The organism is Vibrio galatheae (assembly GCF_000967545.1).
Lineage (GTDB): Bacteria > Pseudomonadota > Gammaproteobacteria > Enterobacterales > Vibrionaceae > Vibrio > Vibrio galatheae.
This window is the reverse complement of the sequence record NZ_JXXV01000025.1, coordinates 192,806-213,929: the sequence shown is the minus strand read 5'-3', so window position 1 is coordinate 213,929 and position 21,124 is coordinate 192,806. Positions and strand designations below refer to the sequence as shown.

Here is a 21,124-nt window from a genome sequence, read left to right as displayed (position 1 = left end):
CGATGGAAACATCGGCCTTTTTTACATCGGAGTAATACAAACTCGCCCATTTCAGACATTAGAATCTGAAGAAAAATTGCCTATTCTAACGGCTCTGTCGGCGCCTGACTGGTAACTTTCTTTGGCGCAAAAGCCACATCCACCAGCTCTAGAGCATTACCGTCAATCAACTCACCCAAGTGAAAAATACCAAACTCTCCTGGCTTCATCCGATGCCAAGTTTCATTACCAGTTAAAGGTTGAGTGGCGATCACTGATACGATGTCATTCGGAGTCGTCTCTTCCTGGAAGTTAATTTCCACGTCTTCATCAAGCAATGCAGCTTTGCCAAATGGCGCACGACGCGTGATCCAATAGAGATGGTTGGTACAGTATGTCATGACGTACTCGCCGTCTGACAACAGCATATTAAAAACCCCTTTCTCGCGTAGCTTATCGCAACACGCGGCGATAAATCGGAAAACACCAACCATATCTTGTGGTGGCTCTGGGTAGTTATCTTCCATCTGTTTTAATAGCCAGCAGAATGAGAGCTCGCTATCTGTTTGACCGACAGGGCGATGTCTTCCTGTCACTAAATCTTGGTAGTCACTTAACTGACCGTTGTGAGCAAAAGTCCAGTAACGTCCCCACAATTCTCGTGTAAATGGATGAGTGTTTTCCAGATTGACCGCACCGCGATTCGCCTGACGAATATGACTAATCACCGCACAACTTTTGATCGGATAATTCTGTACCAGTTCGGCGATTTTAGAATCGCAACTAGGATTTGGATCTTTGAAGTTACGAAAGCCTTTGCCCTCATAAAAGGTAATTCCCCAACCGTCACGATGTGGGCCGGTATTACCACCTCTTTGCATCAGCCCGGTAAAACTAAAACAGATATCGGTTGGCACATTGGCGCTCATTCCGAGCAATTCACACATGGTTTAAGAAGCTCCCTTTTAAAACAACAGTACCAGCGCTAAACACTGGTACTGCGTAAACCATTTGGAAAATTATTTTTCCATTTCTTTTTCAATCAACTGAATCACAATGTGAATGATTTTAATATGAATCTCTTGGATTCGGTCGGCATAACCAAAATGAGGAACACGGATTTCAATATCCGCTAGACCTGCCATCTTACCGCCATCTTTACCTGTCAACGCGATGGTCTTCATGCCCTTCGCTTGCGCTGCCTCTATCGCTTTAAGAATGTTGCCTGAGTTACCAGAAGTTGATAAGCCAAATAACACATCCCCTTTTGCACCAACCGCTTCAACATAACGCGAGAACACATAGTCGTAGCCGAAGTCGTTGCTGACACATGAAAGATGGCTAGGGTCAGAAATCGCGATACCAGGTAAACCTGGGCGGTTCTCACGGTAGCGTCCTGTTAGCTCCTCAGCAAAGTGCATGGCATCACAATGCGAGCCACCGTTACCACAAGAAAGCACTTTACCGCCTTGCTTAAATGAATCAGCCAACATTTTCGCCGCAGATTCAATCTGAGCAATGTTGTGCTCGTCACTTAAAAACTTGTTCAATACATCAGCAGCTTCGGTCAATTCGTTTTTAATTAGGTCCTGGTACATAGGTTTATCTCTAATTTTTTTATTAAATGATTCTGTGTGGAATACAGAAAACGTTACTTACAGAGTTTACTCAAACATTTGTCACTGTCGATAGCCCGCGGATAACAAATCTCGCTTTCTTGCAAATCTTGGTTCACAAAACCCGCATAGCTCGTCAATTTTAGACTTTTCACTCTACTTGGATCACTTTTTAAGCAAATGACCATTTTACATTTCGTTAATATTTTGATTACACTTAACTGGTTAGACCTCTTACTAGACATCGACGTAAAACACACTAACAAGCGTCGTAAAAGGAAAACAAATATGGACATCTTGCTCTCCCTTGCTAGCTTTACTGTCGTACTTGCCATCTGCTTGTACCACCGCAGCTCGCTACTGGTTTCAATTGCCGCCCTGACGGCCACTATGGTTGCACTATCCATTTTTGGTGCCGCTGGTTCAATGAGCTGGTTGCTGTTTATTGCCGCTATTGCGACTTTAGCTGTACCCTCAATCAGACAGTCACTGATCAGTAAAAAAGCCCTCTCCTTGTTTAAAAAAGTGCTGCCTGCCATGTCTCAGACTGAGAAAGAGGCGTTGGATGCGGGCACCGTTTGGTGGGAAGCCGATTTGTTTAAAGGCAAACCTGACTGGAACAAGCTACATGCGATTCAAGCACCAAAACTGAGTGCAGAAGAGCAAGCTTTTCTTGATGGTCCAGTCAATGAAGTGTGTGCCATGGTTAATGATTACCAAGTGACACACGAACTGGCCGACCTACCACCGGAAGTCTGGCAATTCCTCAAAGACAATAAATTCTTTGCCATGATTATTAAGAAGAAATACGGTGGTTTAGAGTTTTCCGCTTACGCTCAATCTCTTGTGCTACAAAAGCTAACCGGTGTTTCGAGTGTGCTTTCTTCAACGGTCGGTGTACCTAACTCTTTAGGCCCTGGCGAACTGCTTCAGCACTACGGTACGACTGAACAAAAAGACTATTACTTACCTCGCCTTGCTGAAGGTAAAGAGATTCCTTGTTTCGCTTTAACCAGTCCTGAAGCGGGATCTGACGCTGGCTCAATTCCAGACTTTGGTGTGGTGTGTAAAGGCGAGTGGGAAGGTAAAGAAGTGCTCGGCATGCGCCTAACATGGAATAAGCGCTATATCACGCTCGCGCCAGTTGCCACTGTGCTTGGTCTTGCGTTTAAACTACGCGATCCAGAAGGTCTGCTCGGAGACAAACAAGAGCTTGGCATTACCTGTGCGCTGATTCCAACTCACCTAAAAGGTGTCGAAATTGGCAATCGTCACTTCCCTCTCAATGTGCCTTTCCAAAATGGCCCAACTCGTGCCAATGACTTATTTGTCCCACTCGACTTTATTATTGGCGGACCAGAAATGGCCGGCCAAGGCTGGCGTATGCTGGTTGAATGTCTATCTGTTGGTCGTGGCATCACGCTGCCATCAAACTCAACCGGTGGTGTCAAAACCGCGGCACTGGCAACGGGGGCTTATGCGAGAATCCGTCGTCAGTTCAAACAACCTATCGGTCAAATGGAAGGGGTTGAAGAGCCATTAGCACGCTTAGGTGGTAACGCCTACGTGATGGATGCAGCCAGCACACTCACTGTTGCAGGTATTGACCTTGGCGAAAAACCTTCTGTGATTTCAGCGATAGTGAAGTACCACTGTACGCATAGAATGCAACGCAGCGTCATCGATGCAATGGATATCGTAGGCGGTAAAGGGATCTGTATGGGGCCATCAAACTTCCTTGCCCGTGGTTACCAAGGTGCGCCGATTGCCATTACAGTCGAAGGGGCTAACATTTTAACCCGTTCGATGATTATCTATGGTCAAGGTGCAATTCGCTGCCATCCATACGTATTAGAAGAGATGAATGCAGCATACTCTGACGCTTCTAACGCTCTAGACAAATTCGATGCGGCGCTTGCTGGGCATGTTAGCTTCACCCTAAGTAACTTAGTGCGCAGCTTTTGGCTCGGTCTAACGGATGGTCGCTTCTCTGATGCGCCAGTAAAAGATTCAACCACGCGCTACTACCAACAGCTCAACCGTTACAGTGCCAATATCGCTTTCCTATCAGATATTTCAATGGCGGTACTTGGCGGTTCACTCAAACGCAGAGAACGTTTGTCAGCACGCTTAGGCGACATTCTCAGCCAACTATACCTGAGCTCTGCAACGTTAAAACGCTATGAAAGTGACGGTCGTATCATCGAAGATCTGCCACTGGTGCACTGGGGGCTACATGATAGCTTGAAACAAACGGAACTGGCAGTAGATGAGTTCTTGGCCAACTTCCCGAACAAATGGCTGGGTAAAGCATTACGTGTTTTAATTATGCCATTTGGTCGCGTACGTAAAGCGCCAAGTGATAAGCTAGATAGCCAAGTGGCACAAATCCTCCAAACACCGAGCGAAACTCGCTCACGCATTGGTCGCCATCAATACTTTGCAGCGAGCGAGTTCAACCCCGTTGGTCGTATCGAACAAGCGCTTGAGATTATCCTTAAAGCTGAACCTATTTTCGATAAGATCTGCAAAGAAACGGGCAAACGCCGCCCATTCTTACGCTTAGACGAAGTAGCCGCGTTAGGGCTAGAGCAAGGTATTATTGACGCAAGTGAAGCGAAGTTACTGCGTGATGCAGAGCAGCAACGCCTATACGTGATTAACGTTGATGATTTTAGTCCGGAGCAGCTTGCGGCAAAGCCTCTTCCGCAACTCTCATCAGCAATGGATGAAGTCGCGTAATTGAATCCTCAAATAACAAAGGGCTGCATGGCAGCCCTTTCGTTTATCTGGTGATTGAGGTATCTATTTTTACTTCTTAGGCATCTCTAACTGCATTTCTGGAATAGCTTGTTTGCTCGCTTTCAGTTTACTTCTCACAAACCACACCAGTAAACCGATAAGAATCATGACGATATTACCGACACCGATAATGATCATAGTTCGTGTACGCTTCTCTTCGCGCATTTGAATAAGCTGCATCTCTTCCATTAGCTTCTGTTGCTTAATCCGCTCTTCTTCTTGCAAACGTCGAGTTTCAGCCATATCGACTTCAGTCACCACACTGTAGGTATGATCTGTCATTGGGAACACTAAAGGACGTTCAGAGCCCATCTCAGTGGCAAACGCTTCCCCCGTCCATGCATATAGACCGATATTTTCGCTCGACGGTATTTCCAACTCTAGTTTATTACTTTCCGCCGGAGCAGAGCCTTGAACTGAGGTGAGCTGACCTTCAGGTGAGGTGTGATCAATATGCCCTGCAATTGAGCCGGGTAAGATCATCCCTTGCTCGCCTGAAATAACAATCCGGTGCGGCGACATAGCATCACGAGACTGAATAAAGGTGGTTTGAATTGGCGTTGGGTAAACCAGTACTTCTTGCTCTTGCGCACGCAGGAAGACTCCATTGCCAGAAGTAATTCTTACCCGGTATTTTCCCGGAGCACTGGTGATAGGCAGAGAAACCGTAAAGATACCATCGCCAGCCACCTCATCGAGACCTTGTCCATCATCAGCAAACTCACCAATAACTTCTGGGATAGGCCGTGCTTCTTTGACTAATTCGTCTTCGTTCTCAATATATTTAGTAAACGTCACTTTCAATTTAACACGCTCAAGAAAATCACGTAGAACCAGAGATTTACCATCGGATGTCAGTCTGGCGCTAAATTTAAGTGATTCGCCCTGAAACAGGCGGTTGGGCATTTTATCGCTGCTCAATTCTAGGTGTGAAATGAGCTTAATCTTGTTTTTAGGCGTGACTTTACCAATTGCCTGCCAAGGGCCCGGCATGGGGTTATCAATCGAGACAATGTCCATTGAAGATTCTTGGTACCAACGGACATTCTCAGGGCTGCGCCAAGCGTAATACTTTTTACCATCAGGCCGAACAAGCACTACAGGTTGAGAGCTCTTAGCGCGATAAATCACAAAGGTGATCTGCTTAATTGAGGGATCAACCCTAAAACGATTGTCTAACAGCGACATTGAGGACTCTTCGGCGCTAAAAACTGACGCGCTGAGTAACACACCGACAATGGCAATCCAAATCCTCAACATCCTTTCTCCTATTGACGCCAGAGACAGCTTCCGCTTTTCTCGACGATATCTAATCTACTTTGATGGGCTTCTATTTCATCGGCGCTTGCACGTAAAACCTTTAGCGCTTTTCGTCCACTGGCTGCACGTTTTATCGTTTCGCCACCCTCTTCATTCGCGCTGCCCGCATTAAACTGCAATGATGTCTGTCCACCCGTCATCAACAGATAGACGTCAGCTAGGATCTCCGCATCGAGCAAAGCCCCGTGCAGAGTACGGTGCGAGTTATCGATGCCGTAACGGTCACAAAGAACATCAAGGTTGTTACGCTTGCCTGGGAAGATTTTCTTCGCCATGGCAAGGGTATCGGTCACCTTACAGTAGTCATCCGTTTTGCCGATAGTCGCATCGAGCATACTAAACTCGTGATCCATAAAGCCAGTATCGAAGGGCGCGTTATGCGCCACCAGCTCAGCACCTTTAATGAATTCAAGAAACTCAGCGTGAACATCTTGATACTCAGGTTTGCCCACAAGAAATTCATCTGTAATACCGTGAACTTCTATCGCTTCAGGCTGAATCTCTCTATCAGGCTTGATATAGACGTGGAAGTGCCTACCCGTCAGTTTACGGTTGATGATTTCAACCGCACCGATTTCGATAATACGATGGCCCTGATAATGAGGGCCGCCTTCGCGGTTCATACCGGTCGTTTCAGTATCGAGTACTACGATACGATGTTGGTTCGAATTGTTGCTAGTATTCATAACAAAAACTGTGTCAGACTATGCCAATAATGTGCTTAACCCAATAGTATCAAATCATGACGAAACAGGTGGAAATTTTCACTGATGGTTCCTGTTTAGGCAATCCGGGTCCGGGTGGGTATGGCGTTGTTCTGCGCTACAAACAAACCGAAAAGACTTTAGCCAAAGGTTACACTCTTACGACCAACAACCGTATGGAGATGTTGGCAACGATTGTTGCACTCCAGGCGCTAAAAGAACCTTGTGATGTTATTTTAACTACCGATAGCCAGTACGTTCGTCAAGGCATTACCCAATGGATCCACAACTGGAAAAAGCGTGGCTGGAAAACCGCTGACAAAAAGCCGGTTAAAAATGCTGACCTGTGGCAAGCACTTGATAAAGAGAGCGAGCGTCACACCATTGATTGGCGCTGGGTAAAAGGCCACGCTGGTCACCGTGAAAATGAAATGTGTGACGAACTCGCCCGCGCTGCTGCTGAAAACCCGACCGAAGAAGACACTGGCTATATCCCTAACTAGCCTTTGTGGCTGTGCCGATTCGATATCTTGTAATTGACGCCAAGTGGCGTCAATTTTCGTTTCAGCTTCCAGTGCGGTTTAATTGGCTTAAGTGGATAGGTACGCTTACGAGCGACAATAAAATACAAACTGCCCATCGGTGACGCCCACTCACCCAAACTGTTCTCTAGCCATGTCCACATGGTGCGGTATTTCTGCATTGGAAACAACGCATAACGGTCGCACTCTATCACTTGATAATTCAACAAGCCTAACCAATCAGAAATTCGATTGGAGGTAAACATTCGACCACTCCACGGCAGGTTGTTCTTTCTCCATGGCATAAGACTGGCCAAGCCGGTCAAACTGATCGGATTAAAGCCGGTGATGATCAGATAGCCATCATCCATCATAACTCGGTCAACTTCACGCAGCATCCGATGAGGGTCATTACAATAGTCCAGTTGATGGGCCATCAGCACCGCATCAAAACTCTTTTCTAAAAAAGGTAAGTCATAGCCGTCGGCAATAACGTTGTGTAAAGGATTCTGGATATCGACGTGAACTTGATGTTGAATATTGCAGTTGAAACTGGTTAACTCGCAACTCAAGCCTCCGAGCTTTAATAAATGATAGCCAAATAGCTTTGGACACCATTCATCAATGCGAGTTTGAATCGACTCACTCACCCACTGACCATTTTTTAGTTGGTACCAAGAGTGCGGTTTTTCAAGCTTCTTAGTGCTACGTGCTGGCTTCATAATTAACCTGCTTCATCAAGCGTCTGTTGACTAACAAACTGGAGAGACAACCATGTTGAATATCAAGAGCATACCTGCATTTAATGATAATTACATCTGGCTGATCGAAAATAGCGATCACCGTTGTGCAGTTGTCGATCCAGGTGATCCTGCTCCAGTTTTGGCCTACCTAAAACAACATGACCTGAGTTTAGAAGCGATTTTGATTACTCACCATCACAATGACCACATTGGTGGTGTCGCCGAACTGGTCAGACAGCACCCCAACATCGATGTCGTGGGCCCTGCTAATGAGCCAATTCCGACCTTGACTCACTCGGTCGACGCGGGCGATCAAATCGAGCTGTTTGGTGAAGTATTTTTGGTTCTAGGGCTGGAAGGTCATACACTCGGTCATATTGGTTACGTCGGCGATGGTAAACTTTTTTGCGGCGATGTGCTTTTCTCTGCAGGGTGTGGCCGAGTAATGGAAGGCACGATGGAGCAAATGCATAGTGCGCTGAACAAACTCGCCAGCCTCCCACTCGAAACCCAGGTGTATTGTGCTCACGAATACACCGCAAGCAACGTCGCCTTTGCGCTTGCTGTCGAACCAGATAACGACAAGCTTCAACAGTACCGTGATGAGGTCAACCGCCTGAGAGCGCAAAACAAACCAACCCTACCGACCACAATTCAGCGTGAAAAATGGATCAACCCTTTTCTACGCACCGACCAGCCAAGCGTGATGCGTTCAGTAGCAAATCGCACCAGTGCAAGCGACTCATTGGCAATTTTTAGCGCATTACGTGAGTGGAAGAACGAATTTTAACGTTTTGCTGCTTGTCACCCGCTTATTGAGGCAAGTATTATCAGCAGCTAAGTAAAAAAAGGGCTGTGCAATGCGAGTTAAACACAGCTGGGTATTAGCGCTAATATTATCAGGTTGTCAGCTTACCCAGCCGACTGATTCTGGGGAAGCCGTATCTCCAGAAACAAACACATCAACAATCAAGCAAACTGAGCCAAGCGCTCGACCAGCAAAACCTTCCGTCAAACCCGAGCCAACGGTAACGCCAGAGACACAACAAGATGTCTGGCAGCGTATCGCGATGCAGTTGGAGATGCCGATTCCAGATCACAAGCTAGTGAACTACTATCGAACTTGGTATCTCAAGCATCCAAATCACCTTAAAACGGTCTCTCAGCGTGCGGAACCTTTCCTCTATCTCATCACAGAGAAAATAGAACAGCGTGAGATGCCTTTGGAGTTGGCACTGCTGCCTATTGTTGAAAGTTCATTCGATGCATTTGCCTACTCACATGGTAGTGCCGCGGGTTTGTGGCAATTTGTTCCAGCCACTGGAAAACAACAAGGTCTAAAGCAGAACTTCTGGTATGACGGCCGTCGTGATGTTTCTGCGGCAACGGATGCTGCGCTGGATTATCTGACCTATCTCAACAAGCGTTTTGACGGAGAATGGACACACGCCATTGCCGCCTATAACAGTGGTGGTGGCCGAGTCTCCAGCGCCATCCGCAAAAACACTAAGCTCGGCAAGCCAACGGATTTCTTCTCTTTAGACTTACCGAAAGAGACCAGTGGTTATGTACCTAAGCTGCTTGCTTTAGCGGATATCATCGCCAATCAAGACAAATACGGCATTGAGATCCCCGCGATCATCAACCAACCCGTAGTGGAAATGGTCGACCCTAAAGAGCAGCTTGATTTAGCCATTGCGGCTGGCTATGCAGGCATCAGTGTCAAACAGCTCCAGAGCCTAAACCCAGCCTACAACCAGTGGGCAACGGCGCCTGACGGCCCACACCAACTACTGCTGCCAACGGACAGTGTGGATAAGTTCAATCAAGCCGTCAGTGAAAACCGCGGTAAAGGACTCAAGGTTGTGCGTTACAAGGTCAAATCGGGGGATAGCCTGAGTGTGCTTGCTAAGAAGTACAACACGACATCACAGGTTATACGCAACGCAAACCACTTAACGGGCAACAACATTCGCGTTGGTCAACACTTAATGATTCCCACCTCGACTCGTGACGACCAAGCTTACGCGCTGAGTGCGGCGAATCGCCTCGCTAAAACGCAGGCAACTACGCGTGGACAGTTTAAACTCACCCACACAGTTCGCTCGGGTGAGAGCCTGTGGTCTATCGCAAGAGCAAATAAGGTCTCTCATCAATCTCTAGCTAAATGGAATGGTATGGGGCCAAAAGACACACTGCGTGTAGGTCAAAAACTGGTGATTTGGAAGAACAGCTCTGATGGCGCTATCATCCGCACCGTTTTTTATAACGTGCGTACAGGTGACACCATTAGCGGTATTGCAAGTAAGTTTAGGGTCAAATCTAACGACATAGTGAAATGGAATGATCTTAATAAGCAAAAGTACCTTAAGCCTGGTCAAAAGCTTAAGCTGTATGTTGATGTAACTAAGGTAAGTGTATGAACCCGTCAAGTAACCCTTTAATCATGCTGGTCGATATATTCCGTTCGCCTAGCGCGTGTTTCTTAGCCCTCTATCAACGTGGGGCTTGGGGCTGGCAACCATATGTATTCTTAATCCTGACCCCATTCTTGTTTTGGGGCGCTTACTTCGAAATGGTCGACTTTGAGTGGCTAAAACAAGGCTTAACCGAGCAATTGAGTGTAACCAATCCACAGCAGCTCGCGTTACTCGATGCCAACACACTTATGGCCAGTGAAATCATTAGTGACATGGCGGGGAGAACGTTAACCATCTTAATGCTGGCATTTTGGTTTAATCTCGCCGCCAAACCCAGCCAACATCAGCATGGTTTCTGGAAGTGGTTCGCTGCAGGTGCAGTGATTACCTTCCCTGCGGTACTCGGCGATTTAGCGAGTTACATAAGCGCGCTATTGAAGCATGGTCAGGTTATGGTCTATGCCGCCGATCTCAACAGTCTCAACGGTCTGTTAAAACTGCCATTAACTAACGAATGGTCACAGTTTGCTAGCTCGTTCCCGCTACTTCTCCCTTGGTATATCACCTTAGGCTATGCTGCTGTCGGCACTTGGACTGAGTTCGAGCGTGGCCAGGCACTAGTGATTGCCGCCCTACCTTGGCTGGCTTACTATCTGATCTGGGCGCTGTATATCATCATTTTTTAGTCACTAGTCAGACGAAAGTTCACTAGGATAGGATTATGATCTGAGGCGTCATTGATTGGCGCCTCTGCTTTTTCTAGACGCAAACCACGATAGAAAACATGGTCAAGCGGTAAGCCAGTGATGAACTGAGTACGATTGTCTGGCTGATAGACCACCTCTTTTAACCCTAACTGGCTTAAGGCAGCCGACATAACCACCAATCGTTCCTCACTCCAACTATTGAAATCACCAGCAACAATAATCGGCCCAGAATGGTCACTAAGCTCATCAGTCAAAGTTTTGAGCTGTCGGCTGTACTCTTGTGTACCGTAGGTAAAGTTCACTGCGTGGATATTCACCACAGCAAGCTCTTCACCAGAAGAGAGCGGGTACACTGCATACAACGCAGATTTGGGTAAACGCAGCCAAGGTTCTAACTCAGTATAGGCGCAAGCTTTACTTGGTGCAGAGGCGGATAAATTCAACACACCAGCCGCAACATCAAACACTTCAAACGCGTCAACCAAATTAGCAAACCAACCCTGTTGCTCAATCCATTGCTTGAACTCATCGGTCATGCTTGCTTCTTGAATTAATATCAGATGCTTATCTTGCGATAGCTTGGTGAGACTTTCTTGCCAGTTTGATTTGTTCTGTTTGTAGATATTCCAAACCGTTAAGTTCAACTGACCCTTGTTATCTATTTGCGGTGCTTCAGTATTTTGATAGCAGTGCAGAGATAACTCGATGTCGTGGTTCGAAATTAGGCCTAATTGAGCCTGTTGTGAGGTGCGGAAGATGCTCTGGTAGCCACCAACTGCAACGATACATAGGGTCAGCATAATAACGAGTAGATAGGTGGGTTTTTTCATTGCTCGTCTCAACAAAAAAGAGCCTCGCGGCTCTTTCTAATAATATCTTGGGGTTAAATTGCGTCTTCGTCTTCTTCACCAGTACGAATACGAACGATACGTTCCACGTCTGTAATAAAGATCTTACCGTCACCAATTTTACCGGTTTGCGCCGTTTCAATAATCGTATCAACACACTGATCGGCAACATCCTCAGCCACCACGATCTCAAGTTTTACCTTAGGCAAAAAATCAACCATGTACTCTGCGCCGCGATATAACTCCGTGTGACCCTTTTGACGACCAAAGCCTTTGACCTCAGAAACCGTCATACCTGTAATACCAACTTCAGCCAATGCTTCACGAACGTCGTCTAACTTAAACGGCTTGATGATCGCTTCAATCTTTTTCATGTTCTTCCCTTAAACTATTGTCTTTAACACTATTATCCCATGTTCACTGGCTAATAAAAAGCCCGAGCTTAACTTGCTCGGGCGAGGTCAATAATCTGGATAATTATTTTAAACTAGAGTAGTAAGCCGCAAGGTTAGCAATATCTGCTTCGCTAAGCATAGAAGCCTGCGCTTGCATCACAGCTGCTAGACCACCATTACGCTCTTTGTTCTTGTATGCATTGATTGAGGTAACAATATACTGTTCATTCTGACCTTTAAGGTTTGGGTAACCCGGAATAACAGCGATACCATCTGCGCCATGACAAGCTGCACATATCGCCGCTTTTGCTTGACCTGCTGCAGCATCACCGGCAGCCAATACATTGCCACTTAACAGACCCATTCCAAGTACCAATCCAATTGCGACTTTCTTCATTGCTCTTCCTTATAATTCCATGATAGTTGTGGGTTTTTATCTATACAGTTTTACACAAAGTTTGATTCCTTGCCCCAGACAAGCTCACAATCCTGACCTATAAAGCGGCGATCAATGAACAAATCGCCAACCGCAACCACTTGATCGCCACACATCAGGATAGGCGTTCTGCGCCTTAACCAACTTGGCACGCCATATTCTTGAAATAACTTTTTCAACTTACGGCTGTGACCGCGACCAGCAGGATGAGCACTCAGTCCCTCTGGGTCAAAGGTAATACGTAACTCGGATTGATTTAAGGCTTGTTCAGATAAGCGCCCTTGCGTGCTACGAATCACCGTCACCGTCCCTAAAGCATCGGGCAAGTGACATGCTTGTTCAAAGGTTAACGTTTGTTGCCATGCATCCAGTGGTTGCCAGTAACGGACGATATATAACTTGTGTGCATAACGGCGGATCTGCGCTGATTCAAGAGTTAACTTCGGATTAGCGTCAGGCTGGGCGCGCGCCACTTCGTGCCAGATATTATTAAGTTGCTCACGACTGGGCATTCGCAGATCCGATTCGTCGAGCCACATGCGTATCAATCGGCGACGGACTCGATCTGTCAACGCTTCAAGCATTGTTATCTCTAATCCACCATCGCCCGCAAAGCATGCTTGATATTTATCGGCCAACAGCTCATCGAGCAGTTGCTCTTGCTCTGCACATAACTCCGCTGAACGTTGAATCGATTGGTGAAGGTGTGGCCAGCGCTCGATAAGGACAGGTGTAATTGAATGTCGCACGAAATTACGTTCAAATCGTTGGTCGAGATTGCTTTCATCCTCCACCCATTCAAGTTGCTTGGCTCTACCATAGTTTTCAATCTGCTGGCGAGAAACAGTAAGAAATGGACGAACAAGCATAGCATCGCCAAACGGCATCGCTTGCGCCATTGATGACAGACCTTTGGGCCCGCTACCTCGCTTTAGCGCAAGGAAAAAGGTTTCCATTTGATCGTCAGCATGTTGCCCAGTAAGGAGCAGATCTTTAGGGTGGAGATATTTACTCAGTGCACCGTATCTTGCTTGACGAGCACTCTCTTCAAGGCTGTGGCCTTGCGTATCTAACTCGACTTTCTCGACAACACACTCGACCCCAAGTTGCTGACACCAACGTTGGCATTGCTCAGCCCAACGGTCTGCATTTGGGCTTAAACCATGATGAATATGGACCGCTAAACAGGCAATGTTTTTCGGCTGGCAGTAATGCGCCATCAGCTCGAGCATGACTCTAGAATCAAGCCCACCACTGAAACCTAAGATCACTTGACCATCACGATGAACATGCTTTTCTAATACGGAATTGAAGGTGTTTTGTAAACTCATAGCTCAGCCAACAAGATTGATTGAAACTAGTTTATCACTGGCAATAAAAAAGGCTGAACCTAAGTTCAGCCTTTTGTCTCAATTTTCAGCAATCAGCAGTAACCGTAGCTCATCAAACGCTGGTAACGGCGCTCAAGTAGCGAGTCATTGTCAAATGCTTCAAGTTCTTCTAGCTGGCGAATCAGTGTCGCTTTCATGTTCTCAGCCATTTTTTGGTGATCACGATGTGCGCCACCAAGTGGCTCTTCAATGATTTCATCAATAAGATCCAGCTCTTTCAGACGCGGCGCAATAAGACCCATTGCTTCTGCGGCTTGTGGCGCTTTATCCGAATCACGCCAAAGGATTGATGCACAACCTTCTGGAGAAATCACCGAGTAAGTTGAGTATTGCAGCATGTTGACGTAGTCGCCAACGCCAATAGCAAGTGCACCACCAGAACCACCTTCACCAACAACGTTACAGATAACTGGCACTGTAAGGCCCGCCATCACTTTTAGGTTCGTCGCGATAGCTTCTGACTGACCACGCTCTTCGGCACCAACGCCTGGGTAGGCACCTGCGGTATCAATGAAGGTAATGATTGGCATATTGAAACGCTCTGCCGTCTGCATTAGACGCAGTGCTTTACGGTAGCCTTCTGGTTTAGGCATACCGAAGTTACGTTTCACTTTTTCTTTGGTTTCACGACCCTTTTGGTGACCAATGACCATCACAGGACGACCATTCAGACGCGCCATACCACCGACAATGGCTTTGTCATCAGCATAGTGACGATCACCTGCCATCTCATCGAACTCCGTAAATACATGTTCAATGTAATCTAACGTGTATGGACGCAATGGGTGACGAGCAAGTTGGGCAGTTTCCCAAGCACCAAGATCGCTGAAAGTTTTCTTTTTCAGCTCTAAGCTTTTCTTTTCTAGTTGTTCGATCTCTTTTTCAAGATCAACACCAGAGTCTCCACCGTGACGTGATACGTCACGTAGTGCTTCAATTTTTGCTTCTAGCTCTGCGATTGGCTTTTCAAATTCTAAAAAATTCAGGCTCATCTATAGATCCTTTATGATTCGGTGGTGTTTTACCGAACTAGTTAAATTCGAGTTCTACCTGGCTCTTCCCAAGTAGTTGTTTTAAATCATCTAATAATGCGTCACTTGGCGTTACTCGCCATTCTGTACCTAACGTTAAACGCGCACGTGCATCGCAGCGCTGGTAGTATACATGGACAGGAACGCTACCTGCCCGATGAGGCTCGAGTATTTGACTAAAGCGCTCAAAAAATCGGTCATTGATCTGAGATTGGTCGATCGAGACTGATAACCCTCGCGCGTATTTTTCACGAGCAGTCCCGAGATCCATAACCTCGCGCGCGGACATTTTAAGACCACCATTGAAATCATCAAAGCTGACCTGTCCAGAAACAACCAAAATTTTATCTTTTTCTAACAATTCTGCATAACGATCAAGCGCATCAGAGAATAACATTACCTCCATACGCCCGCTTCGGTCGTCTAGCGTCATGATCCCGATACGAGTACCACGTTTGGTTGTCATCACTCGCGCTGCAATAACCAGACCTGCAACTGTAACGCTCTGATCGCGTCGAGTGGGTGTGGCATCTTTTAATCGACAACTGGTGTACTTACCCAGTTCCTTTATATAGGCATTTATTGGGTGGCCGGTCAAATAAAGACCCAAAGTATCGCGCTCACCCTCAAGCCAGACTTTTTCTGGCCAAGGATCAACTTTGGTATATTTGTGCTCTACTTCTTCTGGTGCTTCGGTTAACACACCGAACAAATCAGTCTGACCAAATGCTTCTGCTTGGTGATGTTGACTGGCGGCTTTGACCGCGTCATTAAGCGAAGCCATTAAAGCTGCGCGGTGTGGCCCCAGCCTGTCTAACGCTCCGGCATAAATTAGCTTTTCAATCACACGCTTATTGACCTTCTTCAGGTCTATACGCGCACAAAAGTCGAACAGGTCTTTAAAGTAACCATCTTTGTTACGCGCTTCAAGAATCGCTTCAATTGGCCCTTCACCTACACCTTTAATCGCGCCAATTCCATAGACAATCGCACCTTCTTCATCGACATTAAATCGATACAGGCCCGCATTGATGTCGGGTGGTAAGACTTTGAGTTTCATACGAAAACACTCGTCTACCAGACCAACCACTTTCTCGGTATTGTCCATATCGGCGGTCATTACCGCCGCCATAAATTCCGCTGGAAAGTGAGTTTTAAGCCACAGAGTTTGATAAGAAACCAGCGCATAAGCGGCAGAGTGCGATTTGTTGAAGCCGTAACCAGCGAACTTCTCAACCAAGTCGAAGATCTTCATCGCCAGTTCGCCATCAACGCCGTTGGCGATTGCCCCTTCTTCAAAGGTCGCACGCTGCTTGGCCATTTCTTCTGGTTTTTTCTTACCCATAGCACGACGCAGCATGTCCGCGCCGCCTAAGGTATAGCCAGATAGAACCTGGGCGATCTGCATTACCTGTTCCTGATAGAGGATAATGCCGTAGGTGGGTTCAAGAATCTCTTTGAGTGAGTCGTGTTGCCATTGTTCATCAGGGTAAGACACCGCCTCTCGGCCATGTTTACGGTCAATGAAGTTGTCTACCATACCCGATTGCAGCGGACCTGGACGGAACAATGCCACCAGTGCGATGATATCTTCAAAACAGTCAGGCTGGAGGCGTTTAATCAGCTCTTTCATTCCGCGCGATTCAAGCTGGAATACCGCGGTCGTTTCTGAATTTTGTAGCAAGTTGAACGAAGCTTGGTCGTCGAGTGGAATCGACTCAATCGCAACAGGCGCTTTACCCTCGCGTGCCAAACGCGGGTTAATCAGACCAAGAGCCCAATCGATAATGGTCAGTGTCCGCAGACCTAAGAAGTCAAACTTAACCAGCCCTGCGGTTTCAACATCGTTCTTATCAAACTGAGTAACAGGGAAATGCCCTTCTGCATCAGCGTAAATAGGCGCAAAGTCTGTGATGGTTGTTGGCGAAATCACCACGCCACCCGCGTGCTTACCGGCGTTACGTGTACACCCTTCAAGGATGCGACACATATCGATAAGCTCTTTAATTTCTTCGTCGTTTTCGTATAACTCAGGCAGCGCTGGTTCAGCTTTGAATGCTTTTTCCAGCGTCATGCCCGGATCGGGTGGTACCAGTTTAGATATACGGTCAACAAAACCAAAGCCGTGACCAAGCACACGCCCGACATCACGGATAACCGCTTTCGCCGCCATGGTACCGAAAGTGATGATCTGCGATACAGCATCACGACCATACATTTCAGCTACGTGATCAATAACCTGATCACGTTTGTCCATACAGAAGTCGACATCGAAGTCGGGCATCGAAACACGTTCTGGGTTGAGGAATCGCTCGAAGAGCAGATCGTATTCGAGTGGATCAAGGTCAGTGATTTTCAATGCATAGGCGACTAATGAACCTGCACCTGAACCACGTCCGGGGCCTACGGGGATATCATTATCTTTCGACCATTGGATAAACTCCATAACGATCAAGAAGTAACCGGGAAAGCCCATATTGTTGATTACTTCTAGCTCTATCTTCAGTCGCTCATCGTACTCTGGTCGTCTTTGCGCTCTAACTTGAGGATCTGGGAACAAGAACTCCAAACGTTCTTCGAGACCTTCTTCGGACTTCATGACCAAGAATTCAGTCTCTTCCATTCCTTCTGTTGGGAAAGCAGGCAGGAAGTATTCACCAAGACGTACGGTGACATTACAACGCTTAGCAATTTCAACGCTGTTTTCTAGCGCTTCGGGAATATCGGAGAAGAGTTCACACATCTCTTCTTCACTACGCAAGTACTGCTGAGCACTATAGTTTTTTGGTCGGCGCGGATCTTCCAAGGTATAGCCGTCATGGATGGCAACTCGTATCTCGTGCGCATCAAATAGCGTTTCATCTAGAATCACAACATCATTGGTCGCGACAACCGGAAGGTCTTGCTGCTCAGCAAGCTCAAGAGCGAAGTGAAGGTAAGTTTCTTCATCGGCACGCCCTGTTCTGATCAACTCAAGGTAAAAGCGATCGGGGAAATGCGTCTTGTAAAACTCAACACACTCCTCAACGACTTTTTGATTGCCCTTGAGCAGCGCTTTACCAATTTCACCATTCTTGGCTCCCGAAAGGATAATTACTCCTTCTGAAAGCTCAATAAGCCACTCTTTATCTATGACAGGTTGGTGCTGGACATGGCCACGTAAATAAGCTTTAGAGATCAATAGGGTCAGGTTTTTATAACCAATATTGTCCGCCGCTAATACCGTTAGCTTAGTCAGCTCATCGCCAAACTCTGGCGACTGCATCACAAAATCAGCGCCAATAATCGGTTTGATACCGCAACCATGAGCGGTGCCATAAAACTTAACCAAGCCACACAAGTTGGTAAAGTCCGTTAAGGCGACGGCAGGCATGCCCATTTCGGCCACTTTCTTAACCAAGGGCGGCACTTTGGAGAGGCCATCAACCATGGAGAAGTCACTATGTACTCGAAGGTGGATAAACTTTGGGTCTGACATGAAAAAGATCCGAAACGGTGAAAAATTATGGAGATATTGGGGGTATTTTAAGTGAAAAACTTTGACTTATATACCCCTGAAAGTGCATTGCTATTCGATGCCAAGCGCGCGCTTAACAGGCTTAAAGCTCTTGCGGTGCTGATCAATCACACCATGCTGTTCAATTGCGGCGAAATGCGCCTTAGTTGGGTAACCCTTATGCTGAGCAAAACCAAACTCAGGGTGAAGCTTATCCAGCTCCTCCATCTCTTGATCGCGAACCACTTTAGCAATAATCGATGCGGCACTGATCTCCGCAACACTCAAGTCTCCCTTAACCACAGCTTGCGATTGCATAGGTAATTGGGGACAGCGGTTGCCATCAATCAATACGAAATCTGGTTGAACTTCTAAGCCTGCGACAGCTCTTTGCATTGCGACCATAGTGGCTTGAAGAATATTCAGTTCGTCAATTTCCTCGGGAGAGCAGCGCCCCACCGCCCAAGCGAGCGCCTTTTGTTGAATTTCAGGCAATAAGGCTAGGCGTTTTTTCTCAGATAACTTCTTTGAGTCATTGAGCCCTTCAATCGGGTTGTTCGGATCAAGAATGACCGCTGCAGTCACAACATCACCGACCAATGGCCCGCGTCCCACTTCATCCACTCCAGCGATATACAGATACCCTTGCGGGTACTCAAAAGGTGGCAACTCTTTGCTTTGTTTAGCCATTGTTATACTCTTTACCAATCAGTTTTAGCACGGCGGCTGCCGCTTGGACATCGGCATTTTTACGTATCATCTGATGCATTTGAGTAAAACGTTCAATTAAGTCATCGTTGTTGCTGCTGAGCATTTCCTCGACTGCGGGCACTAAGTATTCTGGATCACACTGTTCAAGGATCAATTCTTTCACCAGTTCTTCACCGGCGAGAATATTGGGCAGAGACACATATTCAGTAATCGCCAGCTTCTGCACTAACCAACCCGTTAAGCGATTCACTTTATAACCCACGACCATAGGTCGTTTGAGTAGCATGCATTCCAATGCAACCGTACCAGAAGCCAGCAGTACTGCATCCGAGGCGGTGATAACATTGCGCGCCGTATCTTGAACGATAACAAAATCGATTTCTGGGGCGACCGCTTGCCAAATTTCTTCAAACTGTTGACGACGTTTATCATTGACCGCTGCCACAACAAAACCAATATCAGGGTGCTTTTGCTTGATTTGACGACAAGTCTGAATAAAAGGTTCAGCAATTAAACCTACTTCTCCGCCACGACTTCCCGGTAGTACAGCTAGCCACTGTCTGTTTGGCTCAAGTTCGAGCAGTTGTCTCGCTTGCTGCTGATCAGGTTGCAGAGGAATGGCGTCGGCTAAGGTGTGACCAATAAACTCACAGGCAACGTTGTACTTGTCGTAAAACGCTTTTTCAAATGGCAGAAACGCCAGTACAAGATCGGTCGCGGCATCGATTTTAAAGATCCGCTTTGGTCGCCAAGCCCACACCGAAGGGCTGACATAGTGGACGGTTTTAATGCCTTTTTTCTTCAGATCGAGTTCAACACGGAGGTTAAAGTCTGGCGCGTCAATTCCTACGAACACATCGGGTGGATTCGCGCTAAAATATTTCACCAGCTCAGCTTTGACCTTGAGCAACCTTGGTAAACGGCCTAACACCTCAACCAACCCCATCACAGCAAGCTCTTCCATCTCAAACAGAGACTGGCAACCTTGAGCAATCATTTTAGGGCCACCAATACCCACAAATTCCGCATCAGGATACTGAGCTTTTATTGCTTTGATAAAACCTTCACCTAGCGTGTCACCAGATAGCTCGCCCGCAATAATACCAATACGTAATGGTTTTCCCATGATTGAATTTACCTTTCCGAATGCTACAAAACGCAAAAAAGATCGCAACCAATAGATTGCGATCTTTTGCTATTCATGAGGAGCAAGTTTAGCGAATAACGCCACGCTCAGAAGTTTCCACGAAATCAATAAAGTGCTTAATTGACGGCCAATCTTTTGCCATCTCTTCGAGCACGACTTTTGCTTCGGCTTGAGTTTTACCCGCGCGGTAGAACTCTTTGTACGCATTGCGTAATGCGCGAAGCTCTGCTTTCTCGAAACCATTGCGTTGCAAGCCAACTAGGTTAAGACCAAATGGCGTCGCATGGTTACCCTGTGCTAACACATAAGGCGGCACGTCTTTTACCACAGCAGAACAGCCACCAATATAACTGTAAGCACCCACTTTACAGAACGGATGAATAGCAGATAACGCCATGACACCAGCATGGTCCTCTACCGTCACGTGGCCACCTAAAATTGCGTTGTTGCCGACGTGGGTGTGGTTACCAACAATCACATCATGAGCAATATGTGCGTTAACACACAGCAAATTGTCATTACCGATCACGGTCGTTGCTTTGTCTTGGGTTGTACCACGGTGAATCTGCACAGCTTCACGAATCACGTTACGATCGCCGATCACGACCGTTGTCTCTTCGCCACCATATTTCTTATCTTGGTTTTCTTCACCAACCACAGCATGTGGGAAAATACGGTTGTCTTTACCAATCGTTGTGTGACCTTTAATCACAACATGAGACATAATTTCTGTCCCTTCACCAATCTCAATCGTACCTGAGATATAGGTAAACGGCCCTACCGTGACGTTTGCTGCGATGGTCACGTCACCTTCAATAACGGCTGAAGGATGAACTTTCGCTGTTTCATGGATCATA

19 protein-coding genes are annotated in these 21,124 nt (G+C 46.8%); 5 read left to right on the top strand and 14 right to left on the bottom strand.

The features are described 5' to 3' along the window. Window positions 1-80: 80 nt before the first annotated feature. Entirely contained in the window at window positions 81-926 is an 846-nt protein-coding gene (locus TW81_RS14670) for a class II glutamine amidotransferase (RefSeq protein WP_045956473.1), read from the bottom strand. A gap of 72 nt (window positions 927-998) precedes the next feature. After that, window positions 999-1,577, bottom strand: a complete 579-nt coding sequence (lpcA, locus tag TW81_RS14665) for a D-sedoheptulose 7-phosphate isomerase (RefSeq protein WP_045956472.1) — start codon at window positions 1,575-1,577, stop codon at window positions 999-1,001. A gap of 306 nt (window positions 1,578-1,883) precedes the next feature. Here lpcA and fadE point away from each other — a divergent pair, with 306 nt between their 5' ends. Then, the gene (gene fadE, locus TW81_RS14660; protein ID WP_045956471.1) at window positions 1,884-4,337 is read left to right on the top strand and encodes an acyl-CoA dehydrogenase FadE; all 2,454 of its coding nucleotides are present in this window, start codon (window positions 1,884-1,886) and stop codon (window positions 4,335-4,337) included. A gap of 69 nt (window positions 4,338-4,406) precedes the next feature. Here fadE and TW81_RS14655 read toward each other — a convergent pair whose 3' ends face one another. Both TW81_RS14655 and dnaQ read right to left on the bottom strand, forming a co-directional pair. Continuing rightward, complete coding sequence (locus TW81_RS14655; protein WP_045956470.1) at window positions 4,407-5,657, bottom strand: TIGR03503 family protein; 1,251 nt, start codon at window positions 5,655-5,657, stop codon at window positions 4,407-4,409. Between the two features lie 8 nt (window positions 5,658-5,665). Beyond that, window positions 5,666-6,403, bottom strand: coding sequence for a DNA polymerase III subunit epsilon (gene dnaQ / locus TW81_RS14650; protein ID WP_045956469.1), 738 nt, complete (start codon window positions 6,401-6,403; stop codon window positions 5,666-5,668). A gap of 56 nt (window positions 6,404-6,459) precedes the next feature. Between dnaQ and rnhA the strand changes: the two genes are divergently transcribed. After that, window positions 6,460-6,924 (top strand): ribonuclease HI, encoded by a 465-nt coding sequence (gene rnhA, locus TW81_RS14645; protein ID WP_045956468.1) that lies wholly within the window; start codon window positions 6,460-6,462, stop codon window positions 6,922-6,924. Here the strand turns inward: rnhA and TW81_RS14640 are convergent. Next, the gene (locus TW81_RS14640; protein ID WP_045956467.1) at window positions 6,921-7,664 is read right to left on the bottom strand and encodes a class I SAM-dependent methyltransferase; all 744 of its coding nucleotides are present in this window, start codon (window positions 7,662-7,664) and stop codon (window positions 6,921-6,923) included. The genes rnhA and TW81_RS14640 overlap by 4 nt on opposite strands. Window positions 7,665-7,716: 52 nt before the next feature. Here TW81_RS14640 and gloB point away from each other — a divergent pair, with 52 nt between their 5' ends. From gloB to TW81_RS14625, 3 genes are all read left to right on the top strand, one after another. Continuing rightward, window positions 7,717-8,475, top strand: coding sequence for a hydroxyacylglutathione hydrolase (gloB, locus tag TW81_RS14635; RefSeq protein WP_045956466.1), 759 nt, complete (start codon window positions 7,717-7,719; stop codon window positions 8,473-8,475). Window positions 8,476-8,545: 70 nt separating this feature from the next. Continuing rightward, window positions 8,546-10,108: a lytic transglycosylase gene (locus TW81_RS14630; protein ID WP_045956465.1), complete on the top strand. Its 1,563-nt coding sequence runs from the start codon at window positions 8,546-8,548 to the stop codon at window positions 10,106-10,108. Continuing rightward, window positions 10,105-10,791, top strand: a complete 687-nt coding sequence (locus TW81_RS14625; RefSeq protein ID WP_045956464.1) for a YIP1 family protein — start codon at window positions 10,105-10,107, stop codon at window positions 10,789-10,791. Before TW81_RS14630 ends, TW81_RS14625 begins: the two co-directional genes overlap by 4 nt. Here TW81_RS14625 and TW81_RS14620 read toward each other — a convergent pair. The 9 genes from TW81_RS14620 to lpxA form a co-directional block, all read right to left on the bottom strand. Beyond that, window positions 10,788-11,642 (bottom strand): endonuclease/exonuclease/phosphatase family protein, encoded by an 855-nt coding sequence (locus TW81_RS14620; RefSeq protein WP_045956463.1) that lies wholly within the window; start codon window positions 11,640-11,642, stop codon window positions 10,788-10,790. The two genes, TW81_RS14625 and TW81_RS14620, sit on opposite strands and share 4 nt — an antisense overlap. 53 nt (window positions 11,643-11,695) lie before the next feature. Continuing rightward, complete coding sequence (gene glnB, locus TW81_RS14615; protein ID WP_045956462.1) at window positions 11,696-12,034, bottom strand: nitrogen regulatory protein P-II; 339 nt, start codon at window positions 12,032-12,034, stop codon at window positions 11,696-11,698. Between the two features lie 103 nt (window positions 12,035-12,137). Further along, entirely contained in the window at window positions 12,138-12,452 is a 315-nt protein-coding gene (locus tag TW81_RS14610; protein ID WP_045956461.1) for a c-type cytochrome, read from the bottom strand. A 50-nt stretch (window positions 12,453-12,502) separates the two neighbouring features. Continuing rightward, window positions 12,503-13,822, bottom strand: a complete 1,320-nt coding sequence (gene tilS / locus TW81_RS14605; RefSeq protein ID WP_045956460.1) for a tRNA lysidine(34) synthetase TilS — start codon at window positions 13,820-13,822, stop codon at window positions 12,503-12,505. Window positions 13,823-13,914: 92 nt separating this feature from the next. Next, window positions 13,915-14,874, bottom strand: a complete 960-nt coding sequence (accA, locus tag TW81_RS14600) for an acetyl-CoA carboxylase carboxyl transferase subunit alpha (protein ID WP_045956459.1) — start codon at window positions 14,872-14,874, stop codon at window positions 13,915-13,917. Between the two features lie 37 nt (window positions 14,875-14,911). Continuing rightward, on the bottom strand, window positions 14,912-18,391 hold the full coding sequence (gene dnaE / locus TW81_RS14595) for a DNA polymerase III subunit alpha (RefSeq protein WP_045956458.1): 3,480 nt from the start codon (window positions 18,389-18,391) through the stop codon (window positions 14,912-14,914). Between the two features lie 90 nt (window positions 18,392-18,481). Beyond that, window positions 18,482-19,099, bottom strand: a complete 618-nt coding sequence (rnhB, locus tag TW81_RS14590; RefSeq protein WP_045956457.1) for a ribonuclease HII — start codon at window positions 19,097-19,099, stop codon at window positions 18,482-18,484. Continuing rightward, window positions 19,092-20,246, bottom strand: a complete 1,155-nt coding sequence (gene lpxB, locus TW81_RS14585; protein WP_045956456.1) for a lipid-A-disaccharide synthase — start codon at window positions 20,244-20,246, stop codon at window positions 19,092-19,094. The genes rnhB and lpxB overlap by 8 nt, the downstream gene beginning before the upstream one ends. An 88-nt stretch (window positions 20,247-20,334) precedes the next feature. Beyond that, window positions 20,335-21,123, bottom strand: a complete 789-nt coding sequence (lpxA, locus tag TW81_RS14580) for an acyl-ACP--UDP-N-acetylglucosamine O-acyltransferase (protein ID WP_045956455.1) — start codon at window positions 21,121-21,123, stop codon at window positions 20,335-20,337. Between the last annotated feature and the right edge of the window lies 1 nt (window position 21,124).